Origin of the sequence: Paenibacillus puerhi (genome assembly GCF_009846885.1) — a bacterium.
Lineage (GTDB): Bacteria > Bacillota > Bacilli > Paenibacillales > NBRC-103111 > Paenibacillus_G > Paenibacillus_G puerhi.
In genome coordinates this window covers 1-14,443 of sequence record NZ_WUWM01000022.1, presented here as the reverse complement: position 1 = coordinate 14,443, position 14,443 = coordinate 1, and the positions used below count along the sequence as shown (strand labels likewise).

The window sequence follows — 14,443 nt, the reverse complement described above, 5'->3', positions numbered from 1 at the left end:
GCCGATATGTCCAATCGCACTAAAACCGCCCAGGCTGCTGCCTGAAGCGGCTTTGGGCGCAGAGCAACCGTGTGATCGCGATTAACCCTTCGTAGCGCCTGCTGCAATTCCCTTGACGAAATATTTCTGCAGGAAGAGGAAAGCAATCAATACCGGGATGATCGAGATCACCGTACCGGCGAACACCATATCCCACTGGGAGGCCAGCTCGCCGACGAATTTGAAGATTTCCACAATCATCGTCTTCGCCTTATCCGACGGAAGGATCAGGCTTGGCATCAGGAAGTCGTTCCAAATTCCAAGTCCTTGTAATACGACCATACTGGCCGTGCAAGGGCCGAGCAGCGGAAATACGATCTGCCAGAAGGTGCGCACCTTCGAGCAGCCGTCAATTGCGGCCGCTTCCTCAATCTCAATCGGGATGCCCTTAATGAAGCTTGTGTAGAGCAGGACGCCCATCCCGACCGAGCCCGAAATGTAGATAAGCACCGGCGCCGTTAGCGTGCCGTACAAGCCAAGCGTCTTCATTTGCTTAAATAATGGAATCATGTACACCTGGAACGGAATCATCATTCCAGCCAAATAGTACACGTAAACCGCATTCGTCCACTTCTTCCCGGTGCGCTCGATCGCATAGGCGGCCATCGGTATGAGGAGCACCATAAAGACTATGGAGCTCAGCGTTAGGATCGCGCTGTTCATCATCGCTGCCGGGAATCTGGTTTTGGTCCAGAGGTACACAAAGCTGTCCACATAGAAGCTGCTCGGGAAGGCAACCGCATCTCTTAATATTTCTCCGTTCGTTTTAAACGCGGATATGACGCTGAAGTAGATCGGAAAGCAGAACAAGACCGCCAAAACGAAGGTAATGCTGACCATTCCGAGCTCGATCCATCTATTCGACTTGTGCATGTTACATCTGCACCTCCCGTTTGCGAAGCAATTTTACTTGAATGAGAGAAACGATCAGGATGAGGAGGAAGAGCACGAGGGATAGCGCCGTACCGTAGCCCTGTCTGAGCTCTCCGAAGCCGACTTTATAAACGATGTAGGTCATGGTTTCCGTTGCGAAGCCTGGACCTCCATCGGTCATTACCGCAATTTGGTCAAAGATTTTGAGCGCGCTGATCATCGACAGCATGACGCTGACGGTCATCGCACCGGCTAACAAGGGGAACGTAATGTGACGGAATTGCTGCCATCGGCTAGCGCCGTCCATGGAGGCCGCTTCGTTTAATTCCGCCGGAATGCCTTGCAGCCCGGCCAAGTAAATAATCATGTAATACCCGGAGCTCTTCCATACGGTTGTAATAATGATGGCCAGCATGGCATAGTCCGGATTGCCAAGCCAGTCGATTTTGAATACGCCAAGACCGATGCGTTCGAGTAATTGAGAAATGACGCCGAAGTTATAATTGAAAATAATGGTCCAGACAAAGCCCATGACAATCCCGCTCAGTAGAACAGGGAAATAAAAGATGCTGCGAAACAAATTTTTGAACCAGCGTACCTGATCTACCAGCATCGCCAGCACAATGGCTGCGACGTTTTCCAATACGACCAGTGAAACGGACAAGATCAGCGTATTCTTCAGCGCATTGTGCACCCGCTCGCTGTGCCACATTTCAATAAAATTGTCGAATCCGATGTACTTGATCTGCGTGCTTACCCCGTCCCATGAGGTAAAGCTTAAATTCACACTGTTTAAGGTAGGATAAATAACGAACAAGGAGTACAAAAGAAAGGAAGGAAGGATGAACAGGACGGAAAAGGATAACCCAATTTTTTTCTTTTTCGCCGCAGTCTTTGTTCCCGAAGCGTCATAGCCGTTTGCAGCATGTACAGTTTTCATAAGTTTCTCTCCTCCCGACACAGTAAGGAGGAGACCTTTGCCCATATCGGAGCAAAGGTCCATCCTTGACTCTTTCTATTTATTTCGCGGCTGCGTTGGCCTTAATATTGGCATCCCATTCCGCATCCATTTTCTTCAAATATTCATCGCTGAAGTCGCCTTTTGCCAGCCACTCCTGGATCAGCTTGTAATACCAGTTGCGCCATTGCGAAGGCATTTGATTTTCGCCCCAGTACACGTTGATTTGCAGCGATTTGATCGTCTTCGGATCGTTCATAACCTCCAGCACCCGCTGCATTTGCGGACTGGATTCGTACGTGATCGCTTCCTTCGTAGAAGGAATGGCGCTGCCGATCTTCAGTGACTTGGCGTACTGCTCCTTGGAGAAGAAGAATTTCAGGTACTCCACGATCGCAGCCTTCTTGCCCGGATCCGCCGCAGCTTTTGTCGAGAGCGCCCAGCCTTGAGGACTGTTCATCCCGTGGACAACGATTCGGCCCTTACGGTCCGGAAGCGGATACCAGCCGAATTCGAATTTCGGATCGGCTTGAGCGATTTGCCCGAACATCCACGGTCCGGAGAACAATTGCGCTGCTTTGCCCGTTACGAGCATGGAAGCGGTTTGATTATCCGCGGTGCTGAGATAGCCCTTATCGACGTAGCCCTTGGTGAACAGCTCATTCAAGCTCTCCATCGCCTTTTTCGGACCTGCGTCTGTAAAGCTTGCTTGCCCCTTGGTCCGCTTAGAGTTCCAGTTCGGATCATCCGCGAACACTTCGTCAATGAGGAATTTGTTCACCCAGAAGCCCCAGTGGAAAATATCCTTGCCACCGAAGGTGATCGGTGTAATACCGCTTGCCTTCAGCTTCTCCTGAATGGCGAGAAATTCGTCATAGGTTTTCGGCTCCGCTGTGATCCCCGCATCCGTGTAAGCCTTTTTGCTGTAAATAATGCCCTGAGGGGACGTGCCGTAGATCGGAGCCGTATAGTTTTTGCCGTTGATCTTCGGAGCATCCTTGAACAGCTCCAGGATCTCGCTCGGCATCTCGGCAATCTTTCCGGCATCGGCAAACAGCTGCGTATCACGCATTTCAACCAGATCAGGAAACTCATTCACGGCGTCCTTGGTCTTTAGCCAATCGAGGTAGGCCTGCGAGCCGCCTTCGCTCAAATCCGTAATCTTAATATGCGGGTTAGCTTTCGTGAAAGCGGCAATAGCTTCAACCATCGCTTGCTTCCCCGCCGGATCGCCGGTTGCGTATCCGATGGTGAAGGAGACCGGCTTCTTCTGCTCGGTTCCGCCAGCTCCCGCGTTGTCCGCCGGAGCGGAGCCCGAATTGCCGCCTCCGCATGCGCTAAGCATAAGAGACATCGCCATGGCACTAGCCACAATCGTAGACACTTTCTTCTTGGTCATCTAGTAAACCCTCCCTATATCAATCATGACAAAAGCCTGGAAGAATCAGCACGTATTCGGTGCGTTCCCTCTCTGTGTACCTAGACTAACATACCTCTAAAAACAAGAGAATGCGGTTTTTATAGATCTATATGCAGTATTTTAAGGAGAGCCGTGTTTGCATCAACACCTTCGAAATCGTTGGGGAAATAAGGCAAACGTATGGGTACTGGCTGGCATTCGAGAATCTGAAAAACCTTCTCTCCATTCGAATCCGCTCGAAGGGATAGAAGGTTCTGCTTGCTCCCGCGCCATGTAAGATGAATTACTTAGGAAGTTTGTATTCCTGAGGCAGCTTGCCGAAGTGCTTTTTGAACATGTCGCTGAACTGCCGGGCATTATTATACCCAACCTGCTCCGCGATTTCATAAACCATCAGATCGGTTTGGAGCAGCAGCTTCAGAGCTTGCTTCATACGGACCTCCGTCAAATACTGCTTGAAGTTCATTTTCGTATGCTTCTTGAAGAAGCTGCTGAAATAATACGGGTTCATATATAGAATGGCTGCCATGCTCTCCAGCGTTATGTTTTCGTTGTAGTGCTGCTCGATATATTCCTTCACCTTCTGAAGCTCTTGCCCTTCCTTGCCGGCTCCCCCCGCTTCCAGCTGGTGAAGATAGTCGGCAGTGAGCGCTTCAACATATCGCTTGAGCTCTCCAAAATGACGGAAGCCCTGCATCGTGAACAACAGCTCCTGCTGCTCCTGCCAAGGCTCGACCGGTGTGATGCCGACCTCCCGCAGCCCTTCCGACCAGCCGGTGACCGACGAGTAGCAGGACGTGACAGCAGAGTCCTTGCTTCCGCGGGCAAAGCTGCTGACCCGATCGAAGAAAGCTTCCAGCCCTTGGGAGAGCCTATGCCGGTCCTTGCCCAGCAGAGCCTGGAGGACGACCTGGCGGCTCTCATCCAGCTCGCGCTCCGAGACCGCCGCTTCTCCCGGCTCCTCCGACCAGAGAACCGGGACGCCTCCGCCCAGAAAAAAGGTTCTTCTCAAGGCCTCTGCCGCGGTACGGTACGCGGTTCTGATCCCTGCGAGCCCCTCCTCGGGACGGCTGACGCCGATCGTCAGAGGGATTTTTAAGTACACCTGTACATTATCGATGATCTCATCCGCCAGTCCGAGCGAATCCAGCAAAGGAGGATGATTGACTATCGCACATAACTGATCCGCCCTCCGAAAAACAAGCCCGGCGGCATGCCTCTGGATCAGCTCCTCGCTTAGATTAGACACGGCAAACAACAGCAGCCGCTTCTCATGCTCGCCCCAGCGGTTATCGTTTTCCAGCTCCTCCGGCTCGATCAGCAGGATGGAATAATGCGAATGTTTGTGACCCGTCTCCAGGGACTGCAGTCTGCGGCTCGCTTCCTCGATGCGAATATCGCCTTCGATCAGACGATCGAACAGCTCCTCCAGCTGCGTTTTCTTATCCTTATTCTCATAAGCGGCCAGCTTGCTCTTGAAGGTCTGCTCCTCGGATTCCACCTGCAGCTCCGTCACGGCCCGCTTGACCGCGGTCAGCAGCAGCTTCTTCTCCACCGGCTTCACCAGATAATCCAGCGCTCCAAAAGCGAGCGCATCCTTCGCATAGGAAAATTCCTGGTAGGCGCTAATAAAAATAACCTTCGTGTTCAGCCCGCGTTTTTCAATCTCCTTGATGACGTCGATGCCGGTCCCGTCGGGCATGCTGATATCCGTTACGACAAGCCCCGGTCTCTCCTTCTCGATGAGCTCAAGCAAGCCTTTGCCCGTCCAGGCCTCCCCGACGATGGTGATACCTAGCTCTTCCCAGGGAATAAGCTTCCTCAGGCCCCGTATGATGATCGGCTCGTCGTCAGCAAGTATGGTGTTAATCATCCGAGTCCACCTCTTTCATGTAAGGTATAATCATCCGGACGGATGTACCGATCAACGGAGTACTGCTGATCCCGATCCCGAATTCCTGGCCGTATAGAGCGACGATTCGGTCATGTACATTTTTCACACCGATCCCTCCGCCTCCTCCGTCGCCCGGGACTTGGCCGCTTAATCGGCCGCGCAGCAGCTCCAGCTTGTCGGCGGTCATGCCCACCCCATCGTCGTCAACCGTGATGAGCAGCTGACCGGCGTGGCCTTTTTCCGCTATAATCCGGATCGTTCCCTTGCCGGACTTCGGCATGATGCCATGGTAGATCGCATTCTCAACAAGCGGCTGCAGGGACAGCTTAGGCACCAGGCATCCCAGCACGTCCCCTTCCATACGAAGGTCCATCGCCAGCCGATGCTCCCCGTAGCGGAATTGCATCAGCCGGAAATATTGTTCAAGGTTCGCCTTCTCTTCCAGCAGCGCCACCGATTCCTGACCGTAATCCAGCACATACTTAAGCTGATGGGACAAGGACAGGATCATATCGGCTACCTCGTTATCGTCGTTGGCAACGGCGCTCATGCGGATGACCTCCAGCGTGTTGTACAAATAATGCGGCCGGATTTGACTTTTCAGCGCATGGAGCTCCGCGTGCTTCTGCTTGATCTGGGCTACGTACACCTCGTCGATATAGCTTTGCAGCCTGTTGGTCATCCGGTTGAAGCCGCGGGCCAGCATCCCGATTTCATCGGAGGTGCGGACTTCCACGCTCGAATCGAACTTCCCCGATTCTACTAAAGTCATCTGCTTCATAATGCTGCGGATCGGATAAGAAAATCGCCTGGAAAACCAGATCGCCACCGCCACAAGCGAGGCTATGCATAGAGCGATTACCGAAGCGATCGTATTTTTGATCTGCTTGATCTTACTGAACATCTCATCCTGATAAACCTCCCCTACGACATTCCAGCCCGCGCGGCTCAGGGGATGAGACAGATGAATATAATCCTTCGATGGCTTTCCTTGATAGGTTGTTCCTATCATTTCCTTGTTGCTGGCATACAGAATGTTGCCCTGTTCGTCCGTTAAGTAAACGGCATCCTGCGGATTAAGCAGCAGCTGCTGGAAAATCTCGTCGAAAGCACTGACGCTGACATCGATATAAAGGCTGCCGACCAGATCCTGATCTCTTTTTCCCGTGCTCTGAATATCGATCAGATTGCGGCCAAAGGTCATCACCAGGTTGCGGGAGCCGACGTAATAGTCTTCAGGATGCGTGGGGAATATTGCCAGCTCCTTACGGTTCCGGTATAACTGCTGCTTCCACTCCTCCGGGGGATAGGCATAGCTGCTGTCAAAAAGCTTGCCTTCCTTATTAGCCGCCTGATAGCTTCCGTCAGGGAAAACAAACATCGTATTTTTCATATGCGTATCCGTATAGAGCACATTTTTCAAAAAGTCGTCCACGGTTGCCGTTAGCCGAATATCCTTGTTGAAAGACTGGTCTATGATCGCCTCGCCCAGCTGAAGATATTTTCCGTCCACACTGTAAGCATACATGAGCTTAGTCATTTCGTTGTATTTATGGACCAGATCATCGACGTTCTTCCCCGCGAACAGCAGCATCTGTTCAAAATTATTGATCGTATGCCGCTCCAGATAACTGCTGAAGGTGTTGAGGGAAAAGTAGCTCAAGATCAATAGCGGGACCAGGCCGACACTTATGAACGATAAGGAGAACTTGGCGAAAATACTTTTGCGCAACCAGAGAAAGCCGGTCCTGCTCATACGAATCCCCCTCAGCAAACGATTACATCTAATCTTAGCAGAGTCTCCCCGCTCTTATCTACACTTGTCAAATTCTTACAAGGTTCCTGCCGCTGCCCCAGGCGTTACCTTCTTTGTATCATACTTTCGCCGGATAGGGATGGAGGTTTTTTAAGCAATATAAGCATTTTTTTCAGCACTTGGTAAAAAGAGCGCAAGGAGCGTGCATGAAACGCGCCATCGGGCCGCTTCAGCCGTCCCCCCATTGCCCGGGGTCCTTTCAACATGCCAAAAACCCTCAAGACCTTGTCCAGCAGGGTCTTGAGGGTTTTGCTATGTCCTGGATATGCCGTTGGCAACCGGGAAATACACCGTGTAGAGCTCGTCCTTCACTTCGTACAGCGGAATGAATCGAATGCCCCGTTCCTGACCACGAGTCCGGTAATATCCCGTGTTCCACCAGCTGTGCTGCCTCTCGCGGTCCGGCACGAGGAGAAGCTCCGGCTCCTGGGGGTCGCCGTACAGCCTCCGTTCTTCCTCCACGAGTCCGGCAAGCACTACCGGACCATCCAGGAATGCCACCGTATCCGAATCGCCCGGCAGCGGTTCGGCAGTCAGCCCTTTGGGCAGCTCCGCGCGCACGATATCGCCGTTCTGCCATGTCCGTCTGATCTCATAGAACGTCGAAGATGTGAACGGCCCTGCTTCTACCACGCCGTTCACGCTGATTTGCGGCTTCCCCTTTATCCACCAGGGGAGTCGGAGCTTCAGAGCAAGCTCCTTCTCTTCCGAGCAGGTTACGGTCAGGCTGTAGACGAACCGGTCCGGGCGATGGGTCGGGATCGGCGCCATATCTACCTTCGTGATGGCTATCATGCCGTCCACCGACCAGCCGTTCAGCGGATATACGCCGTGCTGCCCTTCCTGGGCCAAGCGGATGTTGATCCCCACGTCCCCGATCCGGGTGGACAGCTCGGAGGGAAGCCACTGGCTGACCGTTATCGCCCCGGCCTCCGGCTCCTCCAGATAAATCAGCTGTTCATAGTCGGAATGTGCCTGAACCAGCGTGCCGTGACAGCACCAGAAATGCCCGGTAGGCGATCCCCATTTCTTCTGGCTGCCTGCCCCCAGACCAAGAAAATAGGAGATCATGCCGGTGTCTCCATGCTGATGGGCCAGCGCGCCATTCACGAAGCGGCGCTCCAGATAATCGGCGTAGGCGGCATCTCCCGTCCATCGAAGCAGCACCTGGGCCAGGCGCATCATATTGTAGTTGCAGCAATGCTCCTGGCCCGTGTTCAGCCGGGAAGCCATCCCGCCCGCGGGCATCCAAAGCTCCGAGTCATCCCCCGCCCCCGTCGCCAGATAGCCGCGATCCGAAACGGCACAGCGCCAGAAAGCCTCCACAATACGCCGGTATCGCTCCTCGCCCGTCACTTCCCATGCTCGGGCCGCGCCCAGTATTTCGGGAATCTGAGTGTTCGCATGCTTGTTGGTCAATACATCCTCTCCGGCAAGCAAAGCATCGAAAAACCGGCGGCGGTCATAGCGGCGAATAAGCTCTCGATGCTGCTCATCGCCGGTTATTCCGTACAGGTCCGCCCAGACTTCCAGCATGCCGCCGGTTTCAAGATCAAGCAGCTCGTCCATCTGCTCCCGGCTGAATTCGCCCGTCCAGCGGGTGAACCAGTCCGCCATTCGCTTGATGATCCCGAGCGCCTGGCCGTTGCCTGCTGCCGTATGCATATCCAGCAAACCCATGAACAACTTATGAATCGTATAATGCGGCGCCCATACCCACTTCCCCTGAACAATCCGATGCATGTAGGATTGCGGGAATGCTGCAAGCCACTCGCCTCCACTCGCTTCCTGGCACTTGGCCAGCTCCGCCACAATATGGTCCGCCTTGGCCTTCACCATCTCATCACCTGTATGGGCGTAGATGCGGGCAGCGGCCGACAACCAGTGGCCCATCATGTGGCCGCGCAGCTCGCAGGTGACCGATTCCCAGCCCCAGTGCCAGTGCTCGGGAGCGTCCATGCTCGTCGTCGATGCGCTGGTCGTTCCTCCATTGCCGCTATAGCTCCACAGCCCCGCTTCGAGATAGAAGCTGCGCAGCAAATTCGCGTTCGTCAAACTCATGACATACTGCTTGTTCACCTCAAACCTTGCCTGCAGCGGTCCGGGGGACAGCCTCACCTTTCCGTAATCGTACTCCTGCAGCCCTACCGCCCGCCTTGGCCCTCGTTCCGCCAACATGCCAGCGCCTCCTTTAATAGATGTTTTATCCGAATATGCTATCGGAATTTAAAATATCCGGTGCTTCCAGCCGGCCAGCTTGGCGAATGCTTCCAGATAGAAGTAATCGCCGAAAATCAGCGAGAAGTCCACATGATGCCCAAGCGGACGATTACCGGTCGCTCCGGTAAGAAGCGCTTGATGGGAGTCATCGTTCCATGTCGTCCAAGCACCGGTCAAGACGCGAAGCAAGCGCTTTGACGCATCCTCGTACAGCCTCCGCTCCGGATCAGGCACCGATTCCGCCAGCTCCAGCAATCCCGAAGCAGCGATCACGGCAGCCGACGTATCGCGAGGCTCGCCTTCCCGGCGGACCAGACGGAAATCCCAATAAGGAACGCCGTCCTCCGGCAGCGCAGCGAGAAAATAGTGAGCCGCCCGCTTGGCGGCATGCAGGTAGCGTGACTCGCCGGTAGCCCGGTAGACGAGCGCATAGCCGTACAGCGCCCAGGCCGTCCCGCGGCTCCAGGCGGAATCCGGAGCGGCCCCCTGGCCGCCGAGCGTTTCGATAAAATGGCCGCTCTCCGGATCGAAAGAGCAGATGTGGCTCACGGAGCCGTCCTCCCGCAAGCCGTGCTTCAGGATCGTATCCGCATGGATGACAGCCATCTGCTTATAGCGCGGGTCCCCGCTTACGCCAGACGCCCAGAACAGCAGGGGCAGGTTCATCAGGCAATCGACGATGGCCCAGCCAGGCCTCGGCTGACCGTCGGGTCCGAGATTCCAGGCCCGGATGAAGCCTCCGGCCGGATGGAAGCGGGAGGCCAGGAAGTTCGCAGCGGTCAAGCCGTGACGCAGAGCTTCACCATCCCCGGTCAGCGTGTGCTTGATGACAGCCGTAGGCAGAAACTGGAACCCGACATCATGGTTAAGCTCTACCGTCGGCCTGCCGAACCAGCCTGCGATATCCGCGTCGCGTCCCCAAGCCGCTGCTTTGAAGCGCTCCCTGCCGGTCAGATCGTACAAGATCCACAGCATGCCCGGGAAAAATCCGCTCGTCCACCAGTCGGCTTGCCGGAACTTATAGATGCCGTCAGGCCCGGCATGATCCGGATAGCTGCTTCCGGCATGCTCGATCAGGCGTTCGATTTTACTTTCGATTCTGGATAATGTTTCTTCGATGATAGTTTGCTCCAAGTCAGTCCCCCCTTGCCTAGTCCTCCTCATTATAAAGTCCTCCCGCCCTTCGCAATTGTGCTACAATATCTGAAAATACCGTTCAATTGCGCTTTTGGCAGGAGGGAGGGCATCGCCATGCAGCAAAGACTATTTTTCGAGCGCATCCGCTTCGGCGGTACCCCGATCGTATGGAACTATAAAGGAATTTCCCGGGAGCCGATCGCAGGCTTTTATCATTGGCACCCTTGCTGTGAGCTGCTGCTGGTCCATGAAGGCAGCGGGATGGTTTCCGTCAACAGCCATACTTATACGCTGGAGCGGGGGAGGCTGTTTTTCTTCCCGCCTTTCGAGCTGCATAAGGTTCATGTTCAGATCGACCGGGACCGGCCCTATGTACGTACCGTCATTCATCTGGAGCCGGAGCTTCTGGCTAACGATCTCCAGGCTTTTCCGAGCAGACGGGACTTGTTCCTGAGCCTGTGGAAATCCCCGCAGGGCACCCGCTGCTTTGACTTGGGACAGGAGGCCGGCCGCGTGAACGACGTTTGTCTGCAGTACGAGGAAACGGTCATGCAGGGCGGCGGGGATCGCCGGGAAGAAATCTCCCTGCTCCTGCTGCAGCTCCTCAGCTCCATGAAGGCCGTTGAGCGGCAGCTCGGAGACGGCCGACAAAGGATGATGCCCAGGCGCTACTCGGAACGGATCATGGCCTGGCTGGATGCCCGGTATGCCGACACATTCGTTCTCGACCAGCTGGCGGAAGAGCTTCACTTGTCCAAATATTATGTATCCCGACTTTTTCGGGAAGAAACCGGGAGCAGCATGACCGAGTATTTGAGCGCCCGGCGAATTCGACAGGCCTGCCACCTGCTGGAAACTACCACCCTGCCGGTCGAGCTGATCGGAGCCGAGGTGGGGCTTGCGAATACCTCTCATTTCATCCACAGCTTCAAGAGAGCGACCGGCCTCACTCCGCTGCAGTACCGAAAGTCCGGTAGCAAGTAGCCGAGCACTCCCCCATGGAAGTTTTATCCTTGGCTGTGTTAAACTAGCTTTATGACTAACCAATCGGGAGTTGACCGGCTTTGAAAAAAACGATCGTCGTTGAGCATGAAACTATTACCGACCGGCATATTCCCACCCTGTTTTGCTACCCCCCGGGCGTTCGGAATGCCCCGCTCGTCTTCTTTATGCATGGCTTTACCGGCTCCAAGATGGGCGATGTCGGTTATGGCATTCGACTGGCTGAAGAAGGTTTTTTTGCCGTATTGATTGACGCTCGGATGCATGGCGAAAGAAAGCCCGACCGGTTCGATGAGATCTTCCAGCCGGGGGATAATTTTAAAAAAAGCTGCTTTGAGATGGTATGCGGCAATGTGGAGGATATCCGGACGATTATGGATGCTCTTCAGGAGGACCCGCGCATAGATCCGGAGCGTATCGGCATCACCGGTATTTCCATGGGCGGCTTTACCAGCTTTATGCTGGCTTGCGAGGACAAGCGGGTGAAGGCATTGGCTCCCTTGATCGCTTCTCCTGCCTGGGATGTGCTGGCATCCAGCGAGGAGCTGCAGAACGATCGGGCCTTCAATGAACGGGTGGCGCTTAAAGACGCCCTGCTGAATTACCAGAAGCTCAAACCCGCCGCGCTGCTTGTTCAGAATGGAGTGAAGGACGATATCATCCCGATCACCGGCACAAGAAGGCTTCATGAGAAGATGGTAGAGCTGTACGCCGATATGGAAGAACGATATGCCTACATCGAGTACGAGGATGCGGAGCACAAGATAACGGAGGAAATGTTCGAACGGGTCATCCGATGGTTTCATACTTTTCTTTAATTCGCCCATGCTGGGCGTACCACGACAAATAGCCTGACGGCTCCCCTGCCGTCAGGCTATTCGCCTTTCAGTGCCTGCCGCGGCGCGTGACAGGAATCAGCGTACAGGCCGAATCCACATCGCCTGGCCCCCGCTTGGCAACATAGCAACCCGCAGCTCGCTGTCCGCGTAGACCTCCTGGATCGACACCGCTACCCCTGTGCGGGAAGCGGCTGCCGGGCTGTCGTCGCTATAGATGCGCGCCTCGTAATCCAGCCCCGCGTCCAGGAAATCAAGCCGGATCGCAAGCTCTCGCCGCTCCTCATTCGTAATCGCGCCGACAAACCACTCATCCCCGCGGCGACGGGCAATAACCGCGAATTCCCCGATCTCTCCGTCCAGCACCTTGGTCTCGCTCCAAACGGTAGGCAGCCTCTCAAAGAGCTCGATCTCCGGCTCTCCCTGATACGCCGAAGGCTTGTCATACCACATAATCGACTGCAGCGGACTATACACAAGGATCGACATGGCCAACTGATGGGCATGAGTCGTCTTCAGGCGGGAGTCGTAATAACAGATGGTGTAGTCCCCGCAGCCGGCTATGAATCGGGTAAACGGCAGCGTAGCATTATGCCGGGCTGTCGGAAAATGCTCATTGCCGCGAATGCCTTCCACGGTAAGCAGATTCGGATAAGTTCGTGAATAGCCGGTCGTCCGGTACGCATCGTGTACATTCACGAGGAGCCCGTAATCCGCGCACCGGCGTATGCAGTCATGCAGCCAAGCTGTCCAAGCCTGGGGGCCCGTATTGACAAAGCCGAACTTCAGCCCCTTGATCCCCCATTCCTTGAACACGGGCAGGAAGCTGTCGATCTGCTCCTCGACCGCTCTGCGATCCAGATACAGAATGATGCCGATTCCCTTGGACTCGCCATAGCGCACCAGCTCCGGAATATCCAGCGTATGGGTGCGAACGCCTGCCTGTTGGTTGTAGAACCACACCTCGTTGACGGGATTCGTGCAGACCGAGGCCGAATCGAACGGGTCCCCGTACCAGCCCCAATCGAGCATCACATACTGAAGACCGTGCTCCGCCGCAAAATCAACGCATGCCCGTCCCCCCTCCGGGGTAAGCGTCACCTCGCGAATCAGCTTGCCCGGAACGATCCAGGACGTTTCCTCGATCCGACATGGCTCATTGAGGTTCAGGATGATCGAGTTGCGCTCCAGCAGATCGCCCGGCCGGTCGCCGACGATAAGCACCCGCCACGGGGTCGCGAAAGGCACCGTTCCCGACACCTTCTCATCGCCCTCCGTCTTGTCGGCCATCAGACCATAGCCGACCCATCCGCCGAGCAGCCCGCTCAGCGTGCTTTCCACGATCCACGGATTGTCCTCGTTCACGGACAGCAGCATGCGGGAGTAATCATGCAGAGCCGCCTCCGTCAAGGCTGCATATATGCCAGCCGGGTACACAACGGTCAGCGGACGCTCGCAGTTCGGCCGGATATCCTTGATCGGCACCAAGTGGTACTCTCCCTCTGCCCCATGCTCCTCGTATGCTTCACAGCCTTGCGGAAAGTGAAACTGCGAACGTTCGCCCGCTATGACCAGAGCTCTTACATGCGGCTGCACGGGTATCCCATACCGGAAGGCAATGCCCTCGTCGTATACTCTGAATTCCACAACGAGCTGCCTTTCCCGTCCTTCTCTCTCCTGCAGCCTGAGCGTCAACGCTTGAAACCGGTCCACGATGCGATCGCGCTCGCCGTAGACCGGCGTCCATGCTTCATCGCAGGACCAGCTTTCCGCGTCCAGCAGGCTGAACCCTTCCTGAAGCGGCTCGTCCCCCTCAAGCTCGAGTCCCAATGAGGACGGAAGCAGCAAGGCTTTTCCCTTGTAGCTTGCCCGATAGGACGGCTTTCGATTGTCGGCGGTGAGCCAAAACTCCAGCTCAATACTCCCGTTAGGTGATACGGCTTTAGATACCTTCACTCGTCATTCACTCTTTTCCAAGTTAGAATCGCCCTATAGCCGCATCCTTTCGCACGGCTGCAACCACTGCTTCGAGGCATCTACTCCTTCATATCATAGGATCGCTCCGAGGGGAATGCGTTTTTTTAAGGACGATGTGCGTTTTTTTGTCCAAAGAAAATAAAGTACTATATAGATTGAACTGAAAAACTTCATACCTGAACAAGCAGACGGTCTATGACTTCAAGAGGCGATTTATTGATCCGTTTCATGAAAGCAGCGACATGAGAACGAATCACATAAAACTTATGGA

Annotated in this window: 10 protein-coding genes; 2 read left to right on the top strand and 8 right to left on the bottom strand. The window is 54.9% G+C overall.

Features of this window, described 5'->3' with window-relative positions; translation table 11 throughout:
* Positions 1-81: 81 nt before the first annotated feature.
* The 7 genes from GSF01_RS19160 to GSF01_RS19130 all read right to left on the bottom strand — a co-directional run bounded on the left by GSF01_RS19160 (position 82) and on the right by GSF01_RS19130 (position 10,384).
* Positions 82-912 carry a carbohydrate ABC transporter permease gene (locus tag GSF01_RS19160; RefSeq protein ID WP_159886892.1) on the bottom strand — a complete coding sequence of 277 codons (831 nt, stop codon included), beginning with the start codon at positions 910-912 and terminating at the stop codon, positions 82-84.
* 1 nt (position 913) lies between these two features.
* Entirely contained in the window at positions 914-1,852 is a 939-nt protein-coding gene (locus tag GSF01_RS19155) for a carbohydrate ABC transporter permease (RefSeq protein WP_159886891.1), read from the bottom strand.
* A 79-nt stretch (positions 1,853-1,931) separates the two neighbouring features.
* A complete protein-coding gene (locus tag GSF01_RS19150) occupies positions 1,932-3,269 on the bottom strand; it encodes an ABC transporter substrate-binding protein (RefSeq protein ID WP_159886890.1) in 1,338 nt (445 codons plus the stop codon).
* Between the two features lie 304 nt (positions 3,270-3,573).
* The gene (locus GSF01_RS19145) at positions 3,574-5,163 is read right to left on the bottom strand and encodes a response regulator (RefSeq protein WP_159886889.1); all 1,590 of its coding nucleotides are present in this window, start codon (positions 5,161-5,163) and stop codon (positions 3,574-3,576) included.
* Complete coding sequence (locus GSF01_RS19140; protein WP_159886887.1) at positions 5,156-6,940, bottom strand: cache domain-containing sensor histidine kinase; 1,785 nt, start codon at positions 6,938-6,940, stop codon at positions 5,156-5,158. The genes GSF01_RS19145 and GSF01_RS19140 overlap by 8 nt, the downstream gene beginning before the upstream one ends.
* Before the next feature lie 312 nt (positions 6,941-7,252).
* On the bottom strand, positions 7,253-9,178 hold the full coding sequence (locus GSF01_RS19135) for a beta-L-arabinofuranosidase domain-containing protein (RefSeq protein ID WP_201305434.1): 1,926 nt from the start codon (positions 9,176-9,178) through the stop codon (positions 7,253-7,255).
* A 48-nt stretch (positions 9,179-9,226) separates the two neighbouring features.
* Positions 9,227-10,384 carry a glycoside hydrolase family 88 protein gene (locus tag GSF01_RS19130; RefSeq protein WP_159886885.1) on the bottom strand — a complete coding sequence of 386 codons (1,158 nt, stop codon included), beginning with the start codon at positions 10,382-10,384 and terminating at the stop codon, positions 9,227-9,229.
* 87 nt (positions 10,385-10,471) lie between these two features.
* Here GSF01_RS19130 and GSF01_RS19125 point away from each other — a divergent pair, with 87 nt between their 5' ends.
* Together GSF01_RS19125 and GSF01_RS19120 are read left to right on the top strand one after the other, a co-directional pair.
* The gene (locus GSF01_RS19125; protein ID WP_159886883.1) at positions 10,472-11,341 is read left to right on the top strand and encodes an AraC family transcriptional regulator; all 870 of its coding nucleotides are present in this window, start codon (positions 10,472-10,474) and stop codon (positions 11,339-11,341) included.
* An 80-nt stretch (positions 11,342-11,421) separates the two neighbouring features.
* Positions 11,422-12,177: an alpha/beta hydrolase family protein gene (locus GSF01_RS19120; protein WP_159886881.1), complete on the top strand. Its 756-nt coding sequence runs from the start codon at positions 11,422-11,424 to the stop codon at positions 12,175-12,177.
* Between the two features lie 96 nt (positions 12,178-12,273).
* Here the strand turns inward: GSF01_RS19120 and GSF01_RS19115 are convergent, their stop codons facing one another.
* Positions 12,274-14,151 (bottom strand): glycoside hydrolase family 97 protein, encoded by a 1,878-nt coding sequence (locus GSF01_RS19115; RefSeq protein ID WP_159886879.1) that lies wholly within the window; start codon positions 14,149-14,151, stop codon positions 12,274-12,276.
* Positions 14,152-14,443 lie beyond the last annotated feature (292 nt).

Coding starts and splice junctions, on each gene's coding strand:
- GSF01_RS19160 (WP_159886892.1), bottom strand. CDS start 912: ATGCACAAGTCGAATAGATGGATCGAGCTCGGAATGGTCAGCATTACC.
- GSF01_RS19155 (WP_159886891.1), bottom strand. CDS start 1,852: ATGAAAACTGTACATGCTGCAAACGGCTATGACGCTTCGGGAACAAAG.
- GSF01_RS19150 (WP_159886890.1), bottom strand. CDS start 3,269: ATGACCAAGAAGAAAGTGTCTACGATTGTGGCTAGTGCCATGGCGATG.
- GSF01_RS19145 (WP_159886889.1), bottom strand. CDS start 5,163: ATGATTAACACCATACTTGCTGACGACGAGCCGATCATCATACGGGGC.
- GSF01_RS19140 (WP_159886887.1), bottom strand. CDS start 6,940: ATGAGCAGGACCGGCTTTCTCTGGTTGCGCAAAAGTATTTTCGCCAAG.
- GSF01_RS19135 (WP_201305434.1), bottom strand. CDS start 9,178: ATGTTGGCGGAACGAGGGCCAAGGCGGGCGGTAGGGCTGCAGGAGTAC.
- GSF01_RS19130 (WP_159886885.1), bottom strand. CDS start 10,384: ATGAGGAGGACTAGGCAAGGGGGGACTGACTTGGAGCAAACTATCATC.
- GSF01_RS19125 (WP_159886883.1), top strand. CDS start 10,472: ATGCAGCAAAGACTATTTTTCGAGCGCATCCGCTTCGGCGGTACCCCG.